Source organism: Paenibacillus sp. FSL M7-1046 (assembly GCF_038007405.1).
Lineage (GTDB): Bacteria > Bacillota > Bacilli > Paenibacillales > Paenibacillaceae > Paenibacillus_AQ.
On the sequence record NZ_JBBOXB010000001.1, the window covers coordinates 1,251,369 to 1,275,132 of the forward strand.

A 23,764-nucleotide genomic window follows, 5' to 3' on the forward strand; every position below is an offset into this window, starting at 1 on the left:
TTAACCAATAATACCGCTGCGCTCAACGCTCTCTACGAAATAACGCTGCACCACCATATACAGCAAGATCAGCGGGATAATCGCCAGCAAGATGCCGGTATCAATAATCATGGCCACATGGTTTGGATCTGCCTTAATACTAGAGCCGCCTGCACCTATCCCAAGCAACCCCGGAAGCAAGGCATTGGCCTGAGCCGCCAGCGAACTGACCTTCGTAGGCATAAGCGCCACCTCACTCATGAAGAGCGAGGTAAAGAAGGTATCGTTATACTGCCAGACAAAGCAGAACAAAATAACTGTGATCATCGGGGAGACTGCATTAGGCAGCATGATCTGCAGAAATGTTTTAACGCCTCCCGCGCCGTCAATCAAAGCGGCTTCCTCAATTTCTTTCGGCATCCCTTTGAAGAATTGGCGGAAAATATAGATGAATAAGCCTGCTTTTAATCCGATCGCTGTCGCTGATGTAATGATGGAAGGCCAATACGTATTGAGCAGGTTGATGCCTTCTTTGCCTGTGATCAGATGAATAATCCCCAGAATATCAAAGCTTCGGAAATGCAGGTACATAGGCACCATCAGTGTGCTGGTAGGTACAAGCAAGGTTAGAATGACGAGCGCGAACAGGATGTTGCTTCCCGGAAAGTTGAACCGGGCAAAGCCATAACCCGCCAAGGCGCAGGAAGCCGTAGTCAGCAGCGTTGTCACTACGACGAAAAGCAAGGTATTCCCCAGCAGCGGAAAATAATCCAGAATCTGCATCGCCATCTTGATGTTATCCAGCGTAAAGTGGACCGGTATCATATAAATCGTCGGGTTATAAATATCTGCTTTATCCTTGAAGGAGATGGAGAATTTCATAAGCAGCGGGTAAATAATAATAAATGAAATCCCGATGACAAGCGCGTACCGGAACAATGCATACAAAATATCAACCGCCTTACCTCTGACCTTCTGAACTCTATAGTGTTTCGCTTCTCTGTGAACGGGTTGAGGAGATTGCATAGCCGTACCCTCCTTTGCTATTAATCAGTTGTAATGCACTCTTTTAGACAGTACGTAACCAACGATAATCAGGATGAGGCTGATAATCAGCGTATAGATCCAGGACATCGCCGCACTGAGACCGAAGTTTTGTGTGGTGAATGCGGTTGAGAATATCATTTGGGTCACGCTACTACCCGAGAAGGAGTCGATAATGGTATAAATAACGTTGGTCAAGATGAGCGGACTCACTAGCGGGAATGTGATTTTCCAAAAGGATTCATAGGCGGTTGCCCCTTCAATCTTCGCCACCTCATACATCGCCCCGGGAACAGACTGCAGCGCGGCCAGAAAGATCAGAATTTGTACGCCCGAACTCGTAATAATCTCATAGATCCGCAGGATCGCGTCTACAATATAATCCACGAATGACAGCGGCAGCCCGATATCACGCAGAATCATAACCATCGACATGACATTGTACTGTGAGCCCGATTGGCCCAATTCGTTGACAGCCGTCGCATCACCAACCAGATTGATCAGTCCGGACGCTTCTGCCGCCGATATCGCGTTAGAGGCCAGAATGACCGGCAGAAAAAATATGGCCCGGGCCAGAATTCTACCCCGAAACTTCTGATTCAGCAGCGTTGCCGAGAAAAGGCTGAAGAACAGGATCATCGGAACGTTAAGCACCATATCCCTGACAGATTCGGTTAATACCCGGTTAAAGGTTGCATCTACGAACAAAGCATTGTTGAAGTTGGACCAGCCTACCCAATCTAATGAGAAGCCCGATGGATCTACAGTTAATTTACTGAAGCTGAATTTGATGGACTGAATGAGCGGAGTCGCGAACATGAACACGAACCCAAGCAGCCACGGCGCAATAAAGGCTATTCCCAGAAAAGAGCGCTTGTGATTTAAGCTGAGCTTACTTCCTCTCATGACTGCTCACCTTCTATCCCATATTGTCCGGCTCCGATTGCGAACCCATGGACGGTGACATCCTTATCTGTGTGATTCACATAGATCGAAATACCATTACTGTACTGCACCTCCACAACACCCTCCTGATGGCGTATATGGTTCACGATTTGCGCATTCTGTACGGGGGAGAGTACTTTATTGACTTCCTTGTACATCGAAACCGCCTGATCGTACCAATCTTTGTAATAGGTCGCATACTTGCTGTCAAAATGAGTGAACTTCAGCTTGGAGGAGGGTTCATAGGACCACGAGAAATAGGGTGCTGCACCCAGCTCAATTGAGCGGAGCATCTGCTGCTTGAGATCCTGCTCATCACTCAGATTAACCGGAGTCCCTGCATAGTTGATAAAACCATGAACAACCATTTCATAAAAAGGGATCTCTTCATCGGTCAGCAAAAATCCGCTGGAGGATGCCGGTACATTGATCAGATGATCGGAGTAAGGCCATGCGTAGGCATTCCCCCCTGCGATCATGGTTTGATCGATGTTCTGGTCGAGTTTACTAAGCTGCTCTTCCACGATTTGTTTGGCCGTTTCCCGCTGTATAACACGGCTAACCCGGAAATCCGAGCTGAGTACATTGCCGAGATCCCGCAAAGATACGCCATTCATCCCGAAGGATTTATACTTGTTCATAAACTCGTCAACATAATAAGGCAGCTTGGCAGGGGACAATAAATAGTAGCTTCCGAGCGTCATATCCATCCCGTTGTATGCCCGATTGTATGGATAGAGCTCTGCCTCTTCCCTTGTCACGAATCTGGATGCGTCGGAGGAAGGTGTAAAGCCGCTATCATTATGGTAAATCTGCTGGAAGGCCACATCGGGGAATAATGTTCCACCTGATTGCTCCAACTTTTCCGTTAATGTAAGGAGCTCCGACTTGCTTCCCAGCACATCTTCAGTCTTCAGCTTATTGGGTGTAGCATGGTTTACACCTTTGGAAGACCAGCCTGTATAGCGCATAAGCAGCCGGTCAATGCCATCCTGCTTCAATTGATCGGCAATCTGCGCAGCCTGCTCAAAGGAGGTCATTGCCACCTCGGACCGGTAAGGTACGCCAAGAAATGACTTTTGTTTGTCGACAGCCCCCAGCATTTCCAGATAAAAAGGAATGCCCTGCCCCTCCTCTAAAGGCTGCAGTGATTTCTCCGTCACCAGCTTATTCCGGTACAACTCAGCCATTCCTGAATAGCTGGCCTCGTCATTGTTCAGGAAGCTGTAGCGAACTTGAATATCGCCTTTGTAAATTTCCTCATTCAGGAGTTGTATTTCCTGAATGGTAGATCCGGTGTACAGCTCAAGCTCATCCTCACCCCGTAAGGTGTAGCTGCTGTGAATGAAATTGTACGAGTTCTTCTTGCCGCTGATATCGGCGGCTATGCTGGCTATGGCATCTCCTTTTTCGATCACGGCGAACCAGGCAGCATCACCAGCCTTTAATCCAAATACCGGCATTCTGGCATTCTCACTGACTTGCCCGCGTCTATAGCTGTTATCATTCGGGTCGGGGCCATACACACGCTGTACATACTGCTCTTCCTTCACTTTTCCATTATTCAAATGGATCAGGCTGCCGGAACCGTCAGGAACGAGCATATAGCCATCGGTCTGCTGATCGGCAGCACCGAACATATTGAGCACCTCAAGGCTGCGAATCTGATAGTCCCCGCTTTCCTTGACTTGGCTCACAGGGACGGATACAACCAGAGTTCCCCCGTCTAACCGGTATTCCAGCGGAACGACAAAATTCGGCTTGGTCGTTCCGGCCCCGTCCCCCACTCCATTCTCCTGATTATCGAAAGCCAGGTCTTCTGCAGAATAACCGGACTTGGTAAAGGCCGCTGTCATTTTGCTCAGCACCAGCGGTTTGGAGACTTGTGCATCTATGCGCTCCAGCACCTCCGGGTCGCCCTCTTTCGGGTAGTAGCGGAGCCCCACGTATTTTGCCGTGGGTTTATCGAGCTTGGACAGAACCTTTTCTTCCATTCTCGTCTTGCTTATATACTTAGGCAGTGCGTCGATTCCGATCGATGTATCTCCAATCGTATACACAATACGAAGCCCATTCTTAATGCTTTCGGCAGTAAACTGTTTGCTGCTGATGCTCTGGGCGAAGTTGGTATAGGATTCCAGCGTGCCTACAGCATCACGGAACAACACTGTTAACTGCGACGACAGCAGTTCTTTCTCGAACCCCGAAGCCAGAGCATCCTCTTCGCGGTTGACAGGATTGCTGTACCAGATATGACCTTGGCGTTTATCCTTAACCGCTACTTCCGTGGTTTCAGGATTGTAGTATAAAGACAGCTCCGTATCGTCGGCTACCAGTTGCATTCCCGGTACACCCTTGGACGAATCAGACAGTGCAGTTAGCTCGCTTCCGGCTTCCAGTTCAGCAGTTATTTCCATATAGGAGGAGGCTTCAACAGCCTTTACTCCGCGGGATGTGAAGAACAGGGCAGAACCGGCAAGAATTAGAATTGCTGCGGCACAGGCGAGTACCGCAACCAGCATTTTACGATTTTTCACAGGTGCGGCCTCCTTTACGTACGGAATGTTAATTCCCGATAAATGTTAACGAAGAACTCGATGATTTGCTGGAGCATGCTTAATACGAGCGTCCCCAGAAATATGACAATTCCCATGACAACAACCGTGAGCAGCATCGTTACCACTGTTTTGAGCACGGTATATTGATGGACGGTCATAATACCAACGAATAAAAGAGCTACAAACCATATGGAGGAGATCGACATCATCAAATAATAAAAGGCCGTTTCTTCCTCCGCCATAAACCGGCTTGCAATAATCATCGGCGTATAAATGATCACGATGGGAACAAGCGCATAACCTGTGGCCATCATAATTTCTTTGAATTTCCCTTCCCCATCCATTAAAGTTGTGATCGCCCAGTTTGATAAGCACCACAGAAAGAAGGGAAATACAATCGTTAATAATTGTATGATACTATTCAGATGACGCGGATCATTATAATTGACAAGGAATCCTGCGAACTGATTTTTTAAAATCATCGAAATAACTACAAGCAGTAAAATCGTCAACGTTACCCGGATTTTACCTTTTCCTTCATACTTCATATCCCAAAAGCTATCAAACGGATGCACAATGAGGTGCAGCGGGAATTTAATGAAATCCTGCCTCATGGGCTTTACCCTCCTTAAGGTTTTGCGAAGCCTGCCGGGATCTTCCTGACAGCCGCTTTCTTCTCCAGAAGCGAAAGAGCCTGAAAGCAAGCCATCCTGACACCAGGACCATTATCACGGTTAGAAATGTTCCGAAGTGCTCCTGCATGACTTCCCTGCGATACCGTTTGAAGGCAACAGAATAACCGTCGCGGTCCATTCCGAGCTTGAAATATTTCAGCGCCTCTTTATTGCTTTTGTCCATCAGCAATGATTTGCCAATGCCGATATAAGCGATATCATAGTTGGAATTCAGCTTCAGAACTTCCTTCCACACCGGGACAGCCCGGGCATCCTCGCCATTATAGTGATACCCTACCGCTTGATTGACACTTGTGCCAAACCGGGTTGGCTTGAAGATAACTATGTTTCCTTTGCCGCGGTCAAGTACAAGCTGGTTCCCGCCAGAGAATTCTATGGCTGCCGGTATTTTGAAGGTTCCGACCTGGTTGCCTTTACCGCCGTACACATAGAGAAGGTCACCTTCATCGTTGTACGTGAACACTTTGCCCTGGTTAGCATCAAGAGCACTGTACATCCCGTTGGCAAGAACTTTAATATCCGTGAACTTAGAAGGTCCTATAGAGATGCGGAACCTGATATCACCTTTAACATCAAAGTATCCGAATCGCTTCAGCACATCCTCACCGGATGGATTCAGACGTTTTATCGGTTCCTTCGAGCCCGGATCAATGTTCGTGGCATACAGAAACCCTTTAGAATCAACATCAATATTGGAAAACTCTGTAGGCACAAACAATGCCATCTGCGCTTTCTGCGCCTTGGTGGAGAGTAACCGCCATAAATATTCGGTATAGTCACGCTTCACCTTGTTCGTACCGACATAACCGATAAATTCACCGTTTTTATCAAACTGCATAATCCCTTCGAATATCCCTTTAGCGATGACATAGACACGTTCCGCCTGGTCTACGGTCACTTTAACAGGAATAAACTTGAAGTCAGCCGGTAAAATATCGGACTTCGGGTGCTCTATCATCCGGAGCAAGTCCCCGCCCGGGGACAGAACAACAATGCGCCCGTTATCCGTATCGGCAATAAACAGATTGCCTTCCTGATTAACATATAATCCGCTTAAATTCTTGAATTTTTCCGCTTTGCCCTTGTTATCGAAGCCGCTAATAACCTTATTGACCTTCCAGTCGCTATCCAGACAAATAATCCGTCCATTCCCGCTATCAGCAATATAGATCAGTCCGCTTGCCGCAACGACCATATCGCCGGGGTCCAGAAAATCGCCCACACCGAGTTCCTTTCCGGATAGGGTACGGTCAGGTATATAAGCAGCAGGAGCAGGTACCGCCTCTTCCCAGTAATTATAGTTGTAGCTCTCATAGGGCGTAGATTCAGCAGACGCCGGCGCAGGAGCTGCATAACCTAACAGCAGGGATGCTGCCATAACCGCGGGCAGCCATTTTTTTGCTATCAACTGTCTTCCCCCCTTAGTCCTTCATTCCCGAAGTAGCCATCGTCTCTATAATCCGGCTCTGCGAAAAAACAAACAGAGTAATGGGTACGCTCATTAAAATGAGAGCTACCGCCGCCGCTGCACCGGAACGGGCAATCCCCCCGGCCACCACTTGGCCCGCCGCAAAGTGAAGCGACTTCAGCTGTTCACTGTAAATGAACCCGTTCCCGTCACTGCCCCATAGAATTTGGAATAATAGAATGATGAGCGTCAGCCAAGCCGGCTTTACGTTAGGCATAACGATGGACCAAAAAATGCGGTATTCGCTTGCCCCGTCTATCTTAGCGGCTTCCAGCAGCACATCCGGAATCTGTTCCATAAATTGCTTCATTAAATATAAACCCAGTGAATAAGCAAACGCCGGAATAATGACTGCCCAGTAAGTATCAATCAACCCGAGCCAGGACATGATCATATAGTTTGGCATCGCGGTTACTGCCGGCGTAAACATAAGCGACAAGACAACGATGCTGAACAATATCTTTTTGCCGGGAAAATGATGTTTAGCGAGAGGGTACGCCGCTGCCGAGGCCAGCAATACATGACCGACAATACCCGTGCCGGTAATAAATACCGTATTGAAAATATACCGCGAGAACGGAACCCAGGAATTTCCGAGCAGGTTAAACAGATCTATAAAGTTGTTCATCGTTGGATGGCGGACAAATAACGTCGGCGGGAAGATAAAAATTTCATCCAGCGGCTTGAACGCATTATTAATAGCGTAGACAAGCGGCAGAATCATAAATGCTCCAAATACGGTGAGCAGGGCGAATAAAGATAAAGTGCCCCATGCTGAACGGTTCACCCGCTTTTTCGGCATTCGGATCGACCGGCTTAACCGTTGTTTTGCATTCATTTGAAAGGGGATATTCATGCCTCTATTCACCCACCTTTCTAAGCAATTTTTGAACAATTAGGTTCGATCCAACCATGATCAAGAACAACACGGTAGCAATAGCTGAAGCGTAGCCCATTTCAAATCGGGTTGTGCCAAAATCAATCAAATGTGTGACGATGGTTTCCGCTGCATAGTTCACGCTCGGGAACCCTGCCAGCGCAATCGAAACATCAGCTACGGCAAACGCGGTCGTTATCTGGATAACGGCACCGAACATCAATTGCGGGCGCATGGAAGGCAAGGTGATGTACCAAAGCTCCTGCCAGCGATTTTTGATCCCGTCCACAGCTCCCGCTTCATATAACGTTCCATCCACGGTCTGCAGGCCTGCAATGAACGTGAGGAACCCTGTTCCGAGACTGAGCCATAATTGAACAAGGATGATGATAGGCATAATGTAGCCTTCTGTTTTGAGCCATTGGATCGGCTCCAGGATAAAGCCAAACTTCAGTAATAATCCGTTCATGATTCCATACCGGTCCCCGGAGAAGATCATGAGCCAAATGAAATAGACATTGCCCGAAATTGAAGGCGCATAAAAGACAAGTGTCATTACAGCTCTAAGCTTTGGAGACAGCTCATTAATGATCCAGGCAAAAACAAAACAGGCGATATAACTAATCGGCCCTGTGATCACTGCGAATAACAGTGTGTTTTTGAGGGCAATCAGAAAGACGTCATCTTCCAGAAATAAGCGGGTATAGTTCTGCCAGCCTATAAACTTCGGAAACTCCAACATATTGAAGTATGTGAAGCTAAGCACGATCGAGACCAAGACAGGCAAGACCGTAAATACGGCGAACAATATCATATACGGCGCCATCAAAATATACGAATGCTTATTGGCTCTCATTTCCCGCCACTTCAGGCTCCACCAATTTTGCACGCTTGACCCTCCTCCTTACCGCTATAGACCAAACTCTTTCCGTTTGGTGGTGATTTCGTCCTGAATATATTGGACATAGTCCATAATGGATTCCCGTGCTTCCACGCCGCCGACTACCGTTTTGTAGAAAGCGTTGAATAAATGTCTGCCCGTGAAATATCCGCCCGGAACTTCAGGAACACCTTCGGCCCACTCGAACTGGGCTTTCAAATTTTCATAATCGGCAACGGGCCAAGGCAAGCTGTCCAACGCTTTGATGTTAGCGGTCGGATAACGGGCTGCCGCCCCCATCAACCCTTCCATCTCACGTCCGAACACCGTTTGCGTCTCTTCACTCGTCCACCATTTCATAAATTCCCAAGACGCCTCTTTATCTTTGGCCTTATCCATCATCACGACAGCACTTCCCCCGCTGGATACCGTCCGGTCCAAGGTGCCATCTGTTTGCACAGTTCCCGGGATCGGCACGAAGCCCCACATCCCCCGAATCTCCGGAGCAAATACAGAAAGCTGGTTATACAGTGTGTAATCGGCTATGCCGAAAGGCATTTCTCCTGTGCGGAACCGATTGGCAAAGTCATATTCACGTTCAAGCTTGTAATCGGTGTAAAACTCCGTCCATTGCTTGAACGTTTCCATCCCGGTCCGCGAATCGAGATCTGACTCCTGTCCGCCATCCCGGTAAAATTGTCCGCCATTCTGAAATAAGAGAGCGGCGTACATCGAGTTAGGCGGGATGTTCTGCCCTTGGACTGCGGATTGAACCACAACCGGCAGTCCAAACTGCATATGGTTCTTACTGAGCACAGCAAGTAATGTAGATACCTCATCCCAAGTCTGAGGCACTTGCAGATGAAGCTCCTCCAAAATGTCCTTCCGGTAGAAGAGCATATTAAAGGTCTGGGTCTCAGGTAAGGCATACACTCCGCTGTCATATCTGTAAGGTACAATTGCGCTTTCCCGGAAACGGCTGCTCACTTCATCAAAGTCTGCAAACTGTGTCAGATCTGCCGCCGCATTGCGCATTGCAAAGTTAACAGGCAGATCATTGCCGATCTGCATCGCTACATCGGGCCCTTGCCCGGCTAAGGTAGCCGGAAGCAATGTCGTCATGTTGACGAGCTTCAGGTTGACATTAATGCCCGTGGCGGATGTGAATGTCTCATCAATCATGGCCTTCATCGTATTCGCCTGATCCCGTCCGCTTCCGATCCAGACGGTTACTGATTTCTGGTCATCCTCTTCCGACACATTTCCGATTTGGTTGTAATCGGTAAAGAAGGAAGCGAAGAAGGTAGCGGTCTCATGCTTAAACTTCGAGCCAAAACCCATACCTTTCTTGGGAAACTTCTTATCGGGAGAAGCTAAGTAAAGCGCATCTACTTCAAGCGGCTGCTCTCTTGCTGTCTGTACCCATGTTCCAAGTCCTCCGGTATTCGTCTTATATGCGGCCAGTCTTCTTGGAATGGTGTCCGGATCATCAATTAATTCGCCCAACTGCTGTGCCATTGTTTTGAGCAGCGCTTCCTGATCACTCGATTGTCCTGACAACTGGACCAATTGCTTGGCAATCCCGGTTAACCGGTCCCGTTCGGCACCAAACACCTCAAGCATGTCAGGCACTTTTTTATCCAGCTGGTAATCACGGTATTCATCCGGCTTGGTTCCCGTAATCATCAGGATCTTGCGGTACATGGAATTGAGATTGTACAGGCTGTCCTCTACCTCGCGAATCAAAGGGGCGAACTCGCCAAGGCTTACCTCAAGCCTCACAACATGTTTGCCCTTTTCCAGCTTGTATAAATAGGGTTCGTCCCCACCCATAATGTCCAACCGGTAGGAGCTTTTATATCGAAAAGGAACCTTTGCCATTTCCTCAAACGGCACTACTCCGTCTATGGTCAGCTTCCGGGTGGAATAAATCCCCCTGACATAATTTTGCTGTGTCTTAAAGGCCATTTTATATAATCCGGTCTCAGGGACATCAATTACCCATTCAATCCACTGGCCGGGTATTCGCCAATTCAGCCCGCCTATGGTATTGATTTTGATCTTGGAAGAACTGTAAGGATGAACCGCGGCACTGGAACGCTCGCTAAGCGGGTACAAGGTCGGCGATGATTTGGCAGCCGCATCCTCTCCCTCGATCCTCAGGAGCTGACCGCTTGAAGCCTGAACACCATCGGCATCCAATTGCTTCTTTACTTCCTTATAAGGCAGCGGCTCCGCTTGCTTAAACAGCTTCAACTGCTTAAGAACGACTGGTTCTCTGGAAGATTCCAAAGTTATCGTGTGTGAGCCTTTAGAGAAATAAAATAAAAAGGGCTCATTCTCATAGCCGTTGGAGTCTTGGAACGCTTTTTCGCTCCAGCCCGGTTTCTCAATCTGTCTTGGCCTCAGATCATTGCCCTGATTGTCCTGAACCAGCTGATCCAATTGGTCAACCCAAATACGGTCAAACTGCAAGAAAGCTGCTTCCCGAAAAGGGAGCTTGCCGTCAATATATAAGGCGCGCTCAATCGCTGAGCTTTTCCCTTCAACGGGATAATACAGCATGGATAAATTATAGAAGCCCTCTTCCGCGACTTGAACATTCCATTCGACCCTGCCGGTTTCCCCCGTTAATAGAGATTGGCCTGCCATGCCTTCGTAATCCGGCAGCTTCTCGAAGCCGTTGCCCTCAACATGACTATAATTAGCTGCCTCCAGTACAATTTCTTGATCAGGTCTGGAAGCCCCCTCATGTTCGGTTAAATAGGTTACGTATTTATGCTCATTAAAAGCCGCTGTCTCCACTGTAGCCGTTGTTTCATTGGGTACTTGCTCCACTGCGGACGTTGCTTGCGCACTTGCATCTACCTGTACATTTAAGCCTGCCGGAAGCGTGATCAACAATGCCATTGCAGCAAGCGTTATATTCTTGGCCATTTTGGATTGACGCATTTTACTTATCACCAGAAGTCCTCCTTACAAGCGCAAGCGGTTATCCCCCTTTTACGGGAGAGCTTACGTGCTGTGGTGAAATCTTATATTCATACAACAGGGGGAGCCGCCAAGACATCCCCCTGTTCTTATGACGATACGAACCGCTTCTGTTACTTGCCTAGCTTGGCAATGGAAGCCTCCGCCTCTGGCTTATATTTCTCGGCTGTTGCTGTAACCGATTGATTGTTTACAATAATGTCCTTCATGAAATTGGTGGTCGGGAATTCCGGGTAAGCGGTTTCCAAAAGAATCTGGCCTGTGTTGTTGATATGCTCATGCATCATAGCTACATCTTCTTCATGAGTGTAGATGCTTTCCAGCCACTCTTGGCTCGGGAAATCTCCGGTTTGAGTAATGTCATAGGTATCTTCGAAAGCCTGGTAGACAGCCTGTGGATCTTTTACGCCTTTAGGAATGAAAAATGCATTTTTGCCGTTATCAGCATAGGTAAGCTCAGGAGAGCCAGAGGGTCCATTCGGGAACGGAACAACACCGAAGTCGAAAGTCAAATCTCCCAAATTCCAAATCGGAGCCGGGAACATCGCTACATCGCCATCTTTGAAGGTATTGAATTCGTCATAGCCAACTTTGTCTGATCCTTTGACTTTGACAACGTTTTCAACGTTGTACAAACGGTTTATAAATTCAGCGGTTTCAATGACTTTGGGATCAGTCAGACCTTGTGTACCTGTGGCTTCATCCACAATCTTCCCACCGTTAGCTGCGGAGAAGTTACGCAGGATATCGATAGCCCAGCCCGAGAATCCATAAGTGTCGATTTTACCGTCATTATCCGTATCCTTAGTAGCTTGTTTGGCAACTTCAATGAATTTATCCCAATTCCATTGTCCATTGGCATAAAGCTCCTGCAAATCGGGAAGCCCCAGTTTTTTGAACAAATCGCGGTTGTAATGGAGGCCCGCACCGCCGGTGCCGGGTTCAGCGAAGGCATAGAACTCGTTTGCAATTTGAGGTGCCTTAACCAGTAGTTTGGCTTCATTGTTGATATTGGAAGCAGCTGTAGTATATTCGCTTACTTTCAGCAGCTGTCCCTTGAGGATTGCAGGCCATGCCGAGTTGTACTCCATAATAACGATATCGGCAAAGGGCTCACCCGTAAGCGCGGTAGCCGTGAATTTAGGCATGAACTCTTCGAAAGGAACATTTACAAATTCGAACTTGCAGTTATACTTTTTCTCTACTTCAGCAATTTTGGCAAGCCGTTCCTTCTCGGAAGCAGAATTGCCTGCAGGCTTCAGGTCCCACCAAGCCGCTACCTTAATTACACGTCCGCCCATGTCAACCGGCGCTGCCGTTGCTTCTGCTGTTGCTTCTACCGCTGCTTCTGTAGCTGCAGGCTCAGTAGTCGCATTTACTTTTGTATTGTTGGCAGCATTGTTTCCGCCACTGCAGGCGGTAAGTAAAAAAACAAAGCATAATAATAAAACTGAATACCCCTTTATCTTTCTCATTCGTCAAACCTCCCGTTAATGATATGAATACGTCAGTGCTGTCCCCTTCTGGATAAAGCGCTTACACGACTGCATAAAAAAATAACAGAAGCACAGTTTCCTACGTTTGTTTGGAACACCACCTTTATTTGTTATTGTATTTTGTTTTTCTTAACATAACAAATATTACCACCAGCCAAGAAAACGGTCAATCATCTTTTATCCATAATCTCACTTTTTCCATGAAATAGGACAAGTTATATCGCAAATAAGTCATTAGCTTGTACATTATAAATAACAATGTTATATTTTACATAACAAAAATAACAATTTTAAAAAACACTAAGCAAAAATATAGCCCTGAAACAAAATAACAAAACCATCCCGAAGGAAGCGAATAACCAAATCCAAAAAAACAAGTGTTAGCCACTCATTCTTCATGTAAAATTGTAATGTAATTGTCTTCGGGAATTACAAAATAATCTGATTAAAGTAGGATGATTTGTATGCGACGTAAAGTAACTATCCAATCCATAGCTGATTTTACGGGGCTGTCGAAATTTGCAGTGTCAAGGGCATTATCCGGCAAACCCGGAGTCAGTTCACAGACGAGAGATACGATATTCAAGGCCGCCGGACAGCTTGGTTACTTTAAAGACTCTAAGTCTGCGCAAACTCCAGGCGAGCTGGTCGAGCTGGATGCCCGCAAATGGTCTGGCACAGTTCTTGTTTTATTTCCAAACATCCGCTACCAGAATCCGGAATCTTTGTATTGGGGACCGGTATTTAGCGGTATCTCTTCCAGATTGAATCAGCGGGGCATTAACGTATTAACATTAACGGAACCTAAAGACGACTCGATGTTTTCTCTTCTTAACCCTGAAGCGATCATGGGTGTGATTACGGTAGGTTCCATTTCAACACCTATTCTGGTAGAGATTCGTAGTCTGGGCATTCCGGTCATGATGGTGGATCACTCCGACCCCAGCTTTCATTGCGATTCCATCTTTACCGATAATCCGTCATGCATGAAAGAAATGATGAACTTTGTCATTAATAAGGGCTACCGGGACTATCAATTCCTTGGGAACATACGTGATGCCCATAGTTTTTATGAACGATTCCTTGTCTTTCGGGCAGCACTCGAAGATAACGATATCGAACTTAAGCAGGTCCCTTCACTTAACGGACCCGAAATTGATAACTTCAGAGAAACCTTCGCGGCTGCCATTACCGAACACGGACTGCCCGAGGTCTTTGTATGCGCAAACGATATTTACGCCTTGTTCGCCATGGAGACGATCGAATTTATGGGCATGGCTATACCCGACACTTTGGTGTTTACCGGTTTTGATAATACGCACCCTTCCATACCATTCCTGGCGACCGTTAATGTCAATAAGGAGCTGCTTGGTACAAGAGCTGTAGATCAGCTGCTGTGGAGAATCCTCAATCCAGGCACGAGTTATGAAAAAACACTTATACAGGCAGATGTGATCCTCAAAGACTAGAGCGTGTCTTCAAAATGAAGAGCTCTGGGGAAGCAGGGATTTAGTATTGAAAGTAGGGTCCCTAAAGCCCGCGGCGGGTTCGTTTACTCGTAACGGACTCAGGAGACGCTATGGAGAGTAAAACCCCTGTTTGTTCTCTTTTGCGGACCCAGACGGCCTTATCAGCTCTGCATTCTATCTAAAAATGGCCATCAGGGAGAAATAACTGCGCTGGAGTCCGTTGTCCTCCTGTAACAGGCTAAAAGCCCCAAATAAGTGCAACTCGATCCGTTTGTACTCAGAGCCAGGAATACACTTTCCAGTCGCAACTACGGTGAATATTTGGACTTCCGGCCGCTGTTGTCTTCAAATTTCTTGATTTTAATCGCTATAAGCGGTAGAAACCCGAAGACTGCTTATGCTTTCGATGCTAGCTTTCCTTCGGAAAGCTTTCAGGCAGACACTACCGTTCCTCCAGTCCTAGCAGATATAAGTTAAACGTCTTTGTTCCATCCAAAAAAGAGAACCGGAAAGTCCCGGTTCTCTTTTTTGGATACAGCAACTACAAAAGCTTAAGTTCCAAACCGCTGCCGGTACCCGCATTTGCGGCACAGCTCCTCTACGGCTTCCCTGCGGGAGAAGCCGTAGAACAGGTTGTTCGCCCGCTCGCCCTCGACAATCTCGGAGAAGGGCTTCTCATGGATGTTGCCGAGGTTGATGACACCCTCGCCATCAAGACAGCACGGCACCACCGTGCCGTCGACCAGCACCGCCGCCTGGCTGCGCAGCGCATGGCAGAAGCCTTTGCCGTCGTCCTCCGGCTCGTGCAGGGCAGGCCATCTGAACTCATGGTCCTGGTTGAGATAGATGCGCGGGGCGATTTTGACGCCAGTGCCCGGCATAACCTTCTCCTCAATCTTGAAATCCAGCTGAAACGCCTCCTCCAGCAAGGCCAATGTCTCGCGGTTGCGGCTTCGTTCCAGATTGGTCAGGTTATCCTCCGTCAAATTCCATAGCCGGAAGGAGATAATCACACCCTGCGCAGAAACCTCGCGCACGAACGAAATGATCTCCCGGAGATAGCCCTCGCGGTTCTCTGAGCCAGCATGTCCGTCGAAGCTGTGCAGCGAGAAGTTCATCTGCCTAAGCGCCGGCTTGCCGAGAATTTTCGGCCCCGCCTTATGGATCAGCGTGCCGTTGGTCGTAATGTTGACCTTGAAGCCTTTGGCGTGGGCAGCGTCCAGCAGCTCGCCGATCTTCGGATGCAGCAGCGGCTCGCCTTTGACATGAAGATAGATATGACTGCTATGTGGCTTGATCTCGTCCAGAATCTTATTAAAGGTGTCGAGCTTCATGAAATTCTTCTGCCGCTCCGTGGGCGGACAGAAGCTGCAGGCCAGGTTGCAGACGCTTGTAATCTCGATGTACACCTTTTTGAAAGTCTTCAAGTTCTGCTCCCCTTTTCCCTCTGTAATCCCAGCGGTTTCAACTATAGATCCGAGGCGTAGCGGAGGCCGATCTGTGCTCTGGCTTCCTCCATTACCTCCGCAACCGCGAGCGAATTGGCATGGCTGTTGGTGTTGCTCTCGCGGTGTCCATTCCTCAGCAGATGGATGAATTCCTGCACCTCATAATACATCGGTTCGAATACCTGCGGCAGCGTAAGCTCCTCGACCGTACCGTCGCGGTAATGAATCTTGACCTGATAGGGCTGGTTGATCTTGTCGATCACCATCGTTCCGTTCTCCCCCTGAATCTCGGCAGGCAAATAGGAATCGGTAATCTTGGAATGCATGACAACCGCATCCATATCGGCATAGCGCATAACCATACTCCCCTCCCCGTCCACTCCGGAAGAGAGCATAATGCCCGTAGCCTTAATCGAATCAGGCTTGCCAAACAATGCCACCAGCGGATACAGACAATAAATGCCCAGATCCATAAGCGAGCCGTTCGAATATTCCGGATTAAAAGCATTCAGCACCGTTCCCTGCCGGTATGCATCATATCTCGACGAATATTGACAATAACTGGCGAAATACCGCCGCACTTGACCCAGCTTGTAAAGGTTGTCTCTAATAACGCCGAAATTCGGCATGAAGGTTGATTTCATTGCCTCCATCAGCAGCACATCATTGCTGTTCGCAGCTTCAATCATCGCCCGCAGCTCTGTGCTGTTGGAAGCGGCCGGTTTCTCACATATCACATGCTTGCCATGGTTCATGCACACCAGCGCCTGTTCGGCATGCATGGAATTGGGACTGGCGATATATATGGCGTCCACTTCGCCGCTGGAGACCATCGCCTCCAGATCTGTGTAAATGGCAGCTCCCGCATATTTGGCGGCAAAAGCGCGGCCCTTCTCTTCTGTGCGGGAATGTACGGCTGTAAGGAGAAATTCCTCATTTTCCAGTCCGGCCTGAACAAAGCGGTCTGTAATCCAGTTGGTGCCTACGACCCCGAATCGAATTGTCATGATGATCCCGTCCTTTTTTTGTTCTCACTAATCTCTATATGCTATTTTCTCACTGTCAGGGTGGTCATGTCCACTTTTAACGGGTAATTTCCGACAAATTCTGATAGGATCACTATGTGAAAAAAAGCACCTGCATAAATGCAGGCGCTTCTCCTCACAACACTTTTAAATTATATAATCGTCCAGCCTCCGTCAACGAACAACGTTTGCCCGGTAGTGTAGCTGCAAGCATCCGAGGCAAAATACAGCACGGCTCCATTCAGCTCACCGGGATTTCCGGGACGGCCCATCGGGCATACGGCGTTGTACATTTTCAAAGCCTGCTCCGAAAAGAGCGTATTCTCCGTCATTTCACTCTTAAACAAGCTCGGTCCAATCGCATTGACAGTAATTCCGTGCTTCGCATACGTTGCTGCCACACCCCGGGTCAGGTGAATCACTCCGCCCTTAGCCGCGTTATAGGAATGGGTAGGGATGGACGCCGAAGCGGTAAGCCCCAGCATGGAGGCGGTATTGACAATCCGGCCGTATTTCCGTTCCTTCATATGGCGGATAACATGTTTGGACATCAGGAACACGCCCTTCAGATCGGTATCAAGCACCCGGTCCCAGGCCTCCTCCTCCAGTGCTTCAATCGGCACGGAATCGACGATACCGGCGTTGTTCAGCAGGATATCAATTTTGCCGAACTCGGCCATCACCTTTTGAACCGCAGCAATAATCTGGTTTTCTTTGGTTACATCACATTCGATCGGGATAATCCGGCGTTCCGGATACTTCGCCGTGATCTTCTCAGCCACCGCCTTCAGCTTGTCATATCTTCTCGCCAATATCGCCACATCAGCCCCTTGATCCGCGAGCATTTCCGCAAACTCCACACCGATCCCGCTAGATGCGCCTGACACGATTGCCGTTTTCCCCGTTAAGTCAAAAAGATTGTTCATCGTAAACCCTCCTAATAGTTTTGTAAGCCTGTTCTGATAATGCCGTGTTCTCGACTTATATGGACGATGGGGTATGTTCCGGCTGCAGCTTGTTCTCCCACCAGTCCCAGCGGAGATAGCAATAGGGCAGGAACTCCATCGGATTGAGTTGTTCCAGCACTTTGCCTTTTTCCAGCACATTCGTGCTGACGGTATAGACCGCTCCCAGCATGTTCACGACTTCAAGCTCGCTCCATGGATCATGCTCAGACTCCTGGAAGGTAATCGAAGCTTCGGCAGCCTTATACACCTTGACGTCACTGACCAGCCGCTGGGTCACCAGCGTAGGCATCAGATCAAAGCCGCTTCCGTCAACCGCATTGGCATACTTGATGTTGTATAAAGGAATGTCTTTGCCGTAATACTCCTCCAGAATCCCTCCGGCCTTGCCGTCATTGAAGCGGTCCTCCATAGTGGCCTTTATGTTGAAAAAGTCAACGCCATGCCGGCTGATCGCACCTTCGAAGGTACGTTCCGAGCTGTTCATGCGGATATCGGCCATCTTCTTAGGCAGGCCGCAGACCTCGCGGCCCATCGCCATACCGATATCGCTTGTAATCGGCATGGACAGACAATAGTTGCCCAGCTGTCCGTTATAGTCGGCCAGCACGAACAACCCGGCTTCACGGTAAGGCGGGCAGAAGTTCGTTGCCGGATAGTCGGCCACAAACGCATTGACGAGCGGACGGCTGGCAGGCTTCAGCGGCTTCGGCAGCAGGCGTTCGATAATCTCCGGTTTCGTCTCCCAATACACCGTAAGCATCTCTGCATCATAGAAGGTAGTCGGTCTGCCTCCATACTTCTTGATATCCGCAAAACTTTTCACAAAACTCCCCATCATTGAATCCTCCTTTATTTAGTATCAATTCAGTACAAAAGCTGTCTCGAAGCCGGACTGAATCGCCTGCCCGATTCTGCCGGGCTTGCCGGCATCGCCAATTACCTTCACCTTCGGCAGGGCCAGCTTGAGCTCTTCCGTGAATGAACGCTCAGGTGCAACTCCAATGGACAGCACTACGGCATCCGCTTCCCTCACTGAGGTTTCACCCGTGGCGCTGTTCTCCAGCACAATGGCCCCGTCCCGCACTTCTACCAGCTTCGTCGAAGCCAGCAGCTCCACGCCGCTCTTTTTCAGCCGTGTGACAATGTCAATCAGGTTCGGAAGATACGCATCCGGGCCAACCCGCGGCTGCATTTCCACTACCGTGACCTGATTGCCGAGGTCGGCCAGATACTCCGCCGTCTCCAGTCCGGTCATGCCCGAGCCGATCACTACCGCCCGCTTGTTCTTGATTACAGCAGCTCCGCTTAACACGTCGACAACTGTGCAGACCGCTGCCTTATCCACTCCCGGAATAGCAGGCACAATCGGCCGTGCCCCGGCAGCGACAAATACCGCATACGGATTCAGCGACTTCAGCTGCTCCAGCGTAGGCTTCGTCGAAAGCCGGACATCCACATTCAGCTGCTCCAGCTGATGCTGCATATTGTCGATGAACCAGTTCAGCTTCTCCTTAAGCGGCGGGCGGCTGCCCAGCTCCACGCTGCCTCCCAGCACATCCCGTGCTTCGAACAGCACCGGCTTGAACTCCCGCAGCGCCAGAATCCGCGCAGCCTCCATGCCTGCCGGACCGCCGCCTATCACTGCCACAACCTTACCGCCGCCATCCCGCGGCGGCTCGGCGAATTCAAGCTCCCGCCCTACCCGCGCATTGACGGCGCACTTAATGACCTTGCACTCCATTACTTCCTGGATACAGTACAGGCAGGAGATGCAGGTTCTGATCTCGGCTTCGCGGCCTTCTGCCGCCTTGTTCCCCCACTCCGGATCGGCCAGCTGGGCTCTGCCGAGCGCCACGAAATCCGTATTTCCTTCCTGGAGCAGGCTCTCGGCAAACTCCGGTTTGCGGATTACATCACAAGCAATCACCGGAATCTGAACGGCCTGCTTCATGGCCGCAGCAAGATGTTTTTTCCATCCTTGCGGATAGGAGATCGGCTCAATGATCGTATTTGATGACTCATAGGTGCCAGCGCTTACATTTATGCAGTCCACACCGAGCTGTTCCAGATGTTTCGCTGTGAGCAGCGCTTCTTCCAGCGTAATACCCCCGGGCACAAATTCATCCCCGTCGATCCGTACGGATACCGGGAATCCGGCCCCGCAGGTCTGCTTGATTCCTTGAACGATCTCGCTCAGGAACCGCATTCTGCCTTCCAGTGAACCGCCGTATTTGTCGGTCCGCAGGTTGGTCAGCGGGCTTAGAAACTGCCCGATCAGATACCCGTGGGCACCATGGATTTCCACACCGTCGATCCCTGCAGTCTGGGCGATAACCGCGCCGAATACGAATTTGCGCACCAGCCCTTCAACCTCTTCCGTAGTCAGCTCCCGGGGCATTTCGCCAATGGCTGATGACATCACTGCGCTAGGCGCCACAATCTGCTTGCCGCCGATCAGCCGCCCGTGATTCTGCCGTCCGGGATGCTGCAGCTGGAGAAAGATTTTGCTGTCATGGCGGTGTACGGCTCTGGCCAGCTTCTCCAGCCGCGGAACGAACAACAGATCACTTGCATTCAGCTGGTTGGGGGTTCCCACACCCGTTTCGTTGTCCACCCGCGTAATCTCTGTAATAATCAGGCCGCAGCCGCCGGCGGCACGTTCTTCATAGAAGGCAATCATTTCATCCGAGGCTTCGCCGCTGGCCGCTGCCAGTGACGTGCCCATCGCCGGCATTACAATCCGGTTCTTCAGGGTAAGACGTCCTATTTTTCCTGCTGCAAACAGTTTCTCATATTTCATCTGCTTAGCACCTCCACCTATAGTGTAAGGCTCTAGTTACTTTGTGAATATATTTACAAGCGCCAAAAATCACTTCTTTATAGTGCAAATTGCACTATGATTATTAGGGGGCGATACCAATGGATGTTACCTTAAATGAGCTGCAGCGTGAAACAATCGAAGTTGAGCACTATACCGCATCTTTGTTCACAGCATACATTTCTGGCGCAGGCCTTTCGGCAATTGTGAACACAGCCGCAGGGCTGCTGGGAAATCCCGTGATTGTGTTTGACGCAAGCTTCAAGATTGTGGCCCACTCCGGCCAGGAGGATATCGACGATTATCTGTGGAACGAGAATATCCGCAAGGGCTACTGCTCTTATGACTTCATTGCGGCTGTGAACCGAATGGAAAGTGTAAGGCGGGGCAAACAAACGGATGCTGCGTATGAAGTTACCTGCGAGGAGACTGCCAATACCAAGCTGATCTCCAAAATAAAAGTAGGCGGCAAGCAAGTCGGCAACGTGCTGCTGCTCGGCTGCAAGAGCCCTTTCCGGCCCAGAGATCCCGAACTGCTGGCGATTGCCGCCACCATCCTTGCGGAAGAAATGGGCAAGAGCAGCTACTACCGCAACGCCAAAAATATAAAGGTGGAGGATTTCATCTGCGGACTGCTGGATCAGCAGCCTCAGGACCCCGGCACTATCCGGGACCGGATGTTATCGGCAGGCCTAAAGTTCGGCACACAACTGCTTGTGCTGCTGTTCGATCTAACCCGCTATGAGGGATCGGGCCGTTATGACGATTATTTAAGAGAGCGTTTACAACAGCTTTTCCCCGGCAGTCCATGCAGCTATTATGAGGGCCGGATCGTGATGATCCATGACGGAAACCTCTCCAAAGAGCTTGCCCGCAGCAGGCAGCTGCAGCAATTTCTGGACCAGACTGGCATCACCATAGGTCTCAGCAGCATGTTCTCCAGTCTGACCCAGTGCAGAATGCACTATCTGCAAGCCTTAAGTGCAATCCGCATCGGCCGGATTCTCTGCCCGGGGCAGCAGTTGACCTACTATGCTGATGTCCAGCTCTATGAGCTGCTTTCTGCCGAGGTGATGTCCGGCGAGGAGCAAGTGTATCGTCATCCGGAGCTGCTCAAGCTGCAGGAATACGATGCCGTCCATCAGTCCACTCTGTACCACACCTTCTTTGTTTATCTCAAAAACAACCGGAACATGCAGCTCGCTTCCGACGAGCTGTATGTTCACCGGAATACACTCAGATATAAATTGGATCATATCGCGAGACTGCTGGATACCGATTTTTCCGATTCGGAAAAAATGCTCGCCTATTACGTCTCCTACAAAGTCGCTGATTTCTGCGAGAAAGCCAGGGAACAGCAGTTGGCAGCGGTGCGTGGCGTATAAACGTAAAACGCAGCATGATCAGATCACAGCCTTATGTGTACTTCGCCAAGTGGAAACGGCTTCGCCGTCCTCAATAGGACGGTATCCGTTTCAGCGAGAAATAGAAGGATAATTTATAGCGTGAAGCATATAAATTCTTATATTCTAAGAACGCCAAGAGCCCCCTTCTTCTGGTGAAGAAAGGGGCTCTTGGCGTTTATATGAATCAAGGGTGTCTAGTTCAGCCAACAGCTGGCTTGTTTATCCGTAAAAAGCTTGCAGCTGCCGCACAATCTCCGCCTTGTCATGCTCGACTACCGTCATATGCTGCGGCTTCTCGAACAAGGCCGAAATCTGCGCCGGGAAGTCCTGCTTGATACCAGTCAGGGCAATCGCCTCATCGAATTTGGCCGGATGCGCCGTTGCGAAGGTAATCGCCGTTTCGCCTGGGCCGCTGAAGGCCTCATAAGCCGCGATGCCGCAGGCTGTATGCGGATCCAGCAGATAGCCGTATTCCTGCTCGTATTTGCCGATGGTATCGAGGCATTGCTGGTTCTTGACCCCAAGCGCGGCAAAATCAGCCTGCACCTGGTTGAACAGCTCGCCGTCCACCGTAATTTTGCCGTCTGTTTGCAGCTGTGACATATATGCAGACAGCTTCACTGCATCTTCATCCAACAGATAATACAGATAACGTTCGAAATTGCTCGCCACCTGGATGTCCATCGACGGGCTGTAAGTCCCGGTAAAACTGCCTGGCTTGTATTCGCCGGTCAGTACGAACCGTTCGAGAATGTTGTTTTCGTTGGTGGCGATAATCAGCTTGTTGATCGGCAGGCCCATCTTTTTAGCCAAATAGCCTGAAAAGATGTTGCCGAAGTTGCCGGAAGGCACGCTGATATTGATCTTCTTCTCATCGCTGCCTTCAATTTGCAGATAGGCGTAGAAATAATAAACGGTCTGGGCCAGGATACGCACAAAGTTAATGGAGTTAATCGCCCGCAGATGATACCGCCCCTTGAAATCCAGGTCTGCGAACAGCTCCTTAATTACCTTCTGGCAATCGTCGAAGTTGCCTTCCACGGACAGGTTCAGCACATTGCTGTCATCCACCGTCGTCATTTGCAGCTCCTGTACCTTGCTTACTTTGCCATGCGGATGCAGGATGCAGATCTTGATCCCTTCCTTGCCGCGAACGCCCTGAATGGCTGCCGCTCCGGTGTCACCCGAGGTTGCGCCGAGGATATGGATGATCTCGCCCCGCACCTTGGAGATATAGGAATACAGCTCACCCATAAACTGCAGCGCCACATCCTTGAAAGCAAACGTAGGTCCATGAAACAGCTCCAGCACATGTAGCGAATCGTTAATCTTGCGTAGTGGCGTAACCTCCGGCGCACGGAAATTTCCGTAGCTGGTGTATACCATTTCTTTTAGATCCTCGTAGGGAATTTCGTCGTTGGTATAGTAGGAGAAAATCTCCAGGAACAGCTCCTGAAAGCTCAGGCTTCTCCACTCTTCCAGCGTTTCCGGGGAAATCACCGGGATCTTAAAAGGGACCATCAGCCCTCCATCATCCGCAAGCCCCATCAGAACCGTATCAATAAAGCCTCTGGCTTCCACATTTCCTCTTGTGCTTATATACTCCATACCTGTCTCATCCTCCTGAACCCCTCTTTATTTAACCTATATAGTAACACGTTTAAGCGTTAAAGTCCGTTATTTATGTGTCAACTTTT

17 protein-coding genes are annotated in these 23,764 nt (G+C 49.4%); 2 read left to right on the plus strand and 15 right to left on the minus strand.

Annotation, left to right across the window (positions count from 1 at the left end):
- From NYE29_RS05275 to NYE29_RS05315, 9 genes are all read right to left on the minus strand, one after another.
- Entirely contained in the window at positions 1-1,005 is a 1,005-nt protein-coding gene (locus NYE29_RS05275) for a carbohydrate ABC transporter permease (protein ID WP_076110392.1), read from the minus strand.
- A gap of 24 nt (positions 1,006-1,029) precedes the next feature.
- The gene (locus NYE29_RS05280; protein ID WP_076110393.1) at positions 1,030-1,929 is read right to left on the minus strand and encodes a carbohydrate ABC transporter permease; all 900 of its coding nucleotides are present in this window, start codon (positions 1,927-1,929) and stop codon (positions 1,030-1,032) included.
- On the minus strand, positions 1,926-4,505 hold the full coding sequence (locus tag NYE29_RS05285; RefSeq protein WP_340894719.1) for a DUF5696 domain-containing protein: 2,580 nt from the start codon (positions 4,503-4,505) through the stop codon (positions 1,926-1,928). The genes NYE29_RS05280 and NYE29_RS05285 overlap by 4 nt, the downstream gene beginning before the upstream one ends.
- Positions 4,506-4,519: 14 nt before the next feature.
- Positions 4,520-5,140, minus strand: a complete 621-nt coding sequence (locus tag NYE29_RS05290) for a YIP1 family protein (RefSeq protein WP_340894720.1) — start codon at positions 5,138-5,140, stop codon at positions 4,520-4,522.
- Positions 5,121-6,629, minus strand: a complete 1,509-nt coding sequence (locus tag NYE29_RS05295) for a gluconolactonase (protein WP_340894721.1) — start codon at positions 6,627-6,629, stop codon at positions 5,121-5,123. The genes NYE29_RS05290 and NYE29_RS05295 overlap by 20 nt, the downstream gene beginning before the upstream one ends.
- 13 nt (positions 6,630-6,642) lie before the next feature.
- Positions 6,643-7,527 carry a carbohydrate ABC transporter permease gene (locus NYE29_RS05300; protein WP_038598596.1) on the minus strand — a complete coding sequence of 295 codons (885 nt, stop codon included), beginning with the start codon at positions 7,525-7,527 and terminating at the stop codon, positions 6,643-6,645.
- Between the two features lie 22 nt (positions 7,528-7,549).
- Positions 7,550-8,422, minus strand: a complete 873-nt coding sequence (locus NYE29_RS05305; protein WP_081966099.1) for a carbohydrate ABC transporter permease — start codon at positions 8,420-8,422, stop codon at positions 7,550-7,552.
- 54 nt (positions 8,423-8,476) lie between these two features.
- Positions 8,477-11,398, minus strand: a complete 2,922-nt coding sequence (locus tag NYE29_RS05310) for an extracellular solute-binding protein (protein WP_340899614.1) — start codon at positions 11,396-11,398, stop codon at positions 8,477-8,479.
- 152 nt (positions 11,399-11,550) lie between these two features.
- Complete coding sequence (locus tag NYE29_RS05315; protein WP_340894723.1) at positions 11,551-12,912, minus strand: ABC transporter substrate-binding protein; 1,362 nt, start codon at positions 12,910-12,912, stop codon at positions 11,551-11,553.
- Between the two features lie 485 nt (positions 12,913-13,397).
- Between NYE29_RS05315 and NYE29_RS05320 the strand changes: the two genes are divergently transcribed.
- Complete coding sequence (locus tag NYE29_RS05320) at positions 13,398-14,402, plus strand: LacI family DNA-binding transcriptional regulator (RefSeq protein ID WP_340894724.1); 1,005 nt, start codon at positions 13,398-13,400, stop codon at positions 14,400-14,402.
- 551 nt (positions 14,403-14,953) lie between these two features.
- On the opposite strand, the gene NYE29_RS05325 is transcribed toward NYE29_RS05320, so the two are convergent.
- The 5 genes from NYE29_RS05325 to NYE29_RS05345 form a co-directional block, all read right to left on the minus strand.
- Entirely contained in the window at positions 14,954-15,829 is an 876-nt protein-coding gene (locus tag NYE29_RS05325; protein ID WP_340894725.1) for a radical SAM/SPASM domain-containing protein, read from the minus strand.
- 41 nt (positions 15,830-15,870) lie between these two features.
- Positions 15,871-16,857, minus strand: a complete 987-nt coding sequence (locus NYE29_RS05330; RefSeq protein WP_340894726.1) for a Gfo/Idh/MocA family protein — start codon at positions 16,855-16,857, stop codon at positions 15,871-15,873.
- A 170-nt stretch (positions 16,858-17,027) separates the two neighbouring features.
- Positions 17,028-17,801, minus strand: a complete 774-nt coding sequence (locus NYE29_RS05335; RefSeq protein ID WP_038586158.1) for an SDR family NAD(P)-dependent oxidoreductase — start codon at positions 17,799-17,801, stop codon at positions 17,028-17,030.
- Positions 17,802-17,856: 55 nt separating this feature from the next.
- Positions 17,857-18,678, minus strand: coding sequence for an acetoacetate decarboxylase family protein (locus tag NYE29_RS05340; protein ID WP_340894727.1), 822 nt, complete (start codon positions 18,676-18,678; stop codon positions 17,857-17,859).
- 24 nt (positions 18,679-18,702) lie between these two features.
- Entirely contained in the window at positions 18,703-20,643 is a 1,941-nt protein-coding gene (locus NYE29_RS05345) for an NAD(P)/FAD-dependent oxidoreductase (RefSeq protein WP_340894729.1), read from the minus strand.
- 119 nt (positions 20,644-20,762) lie between these two features.
- Here NYE29_RS05345 and NYE29_RS05350 point away from each other — a divergent pair, with 119 nt between their 5' ends.
- Entirely contained in the window at positions 20,763-22,046 is a 1,284-nt protein-coding gene (locus NYE29_RS05350) for a PucR family transcriptional regulator (RefSeq protein ID WP_340894730.1), read from the plus strand.
- Between the two features lie 240 nt (positions 22,047-22,286).
- Here the strand turns inward: NYE29_RS05350 and thrC are convergent, their stop codons facing one another.
- A complete protein-coding gene (thrC, locus tag NYE29_RS05355; RefSeq protein ID WP_340894731.1) occupies positions 22,287-23,675 on the minus strand; it encodes a threonine synthase in 1,389 nt (462 codons plus the stop codon).
- Between the last annotated feature and the right edge of the window lie 89 nt (positions 23,676-23,764).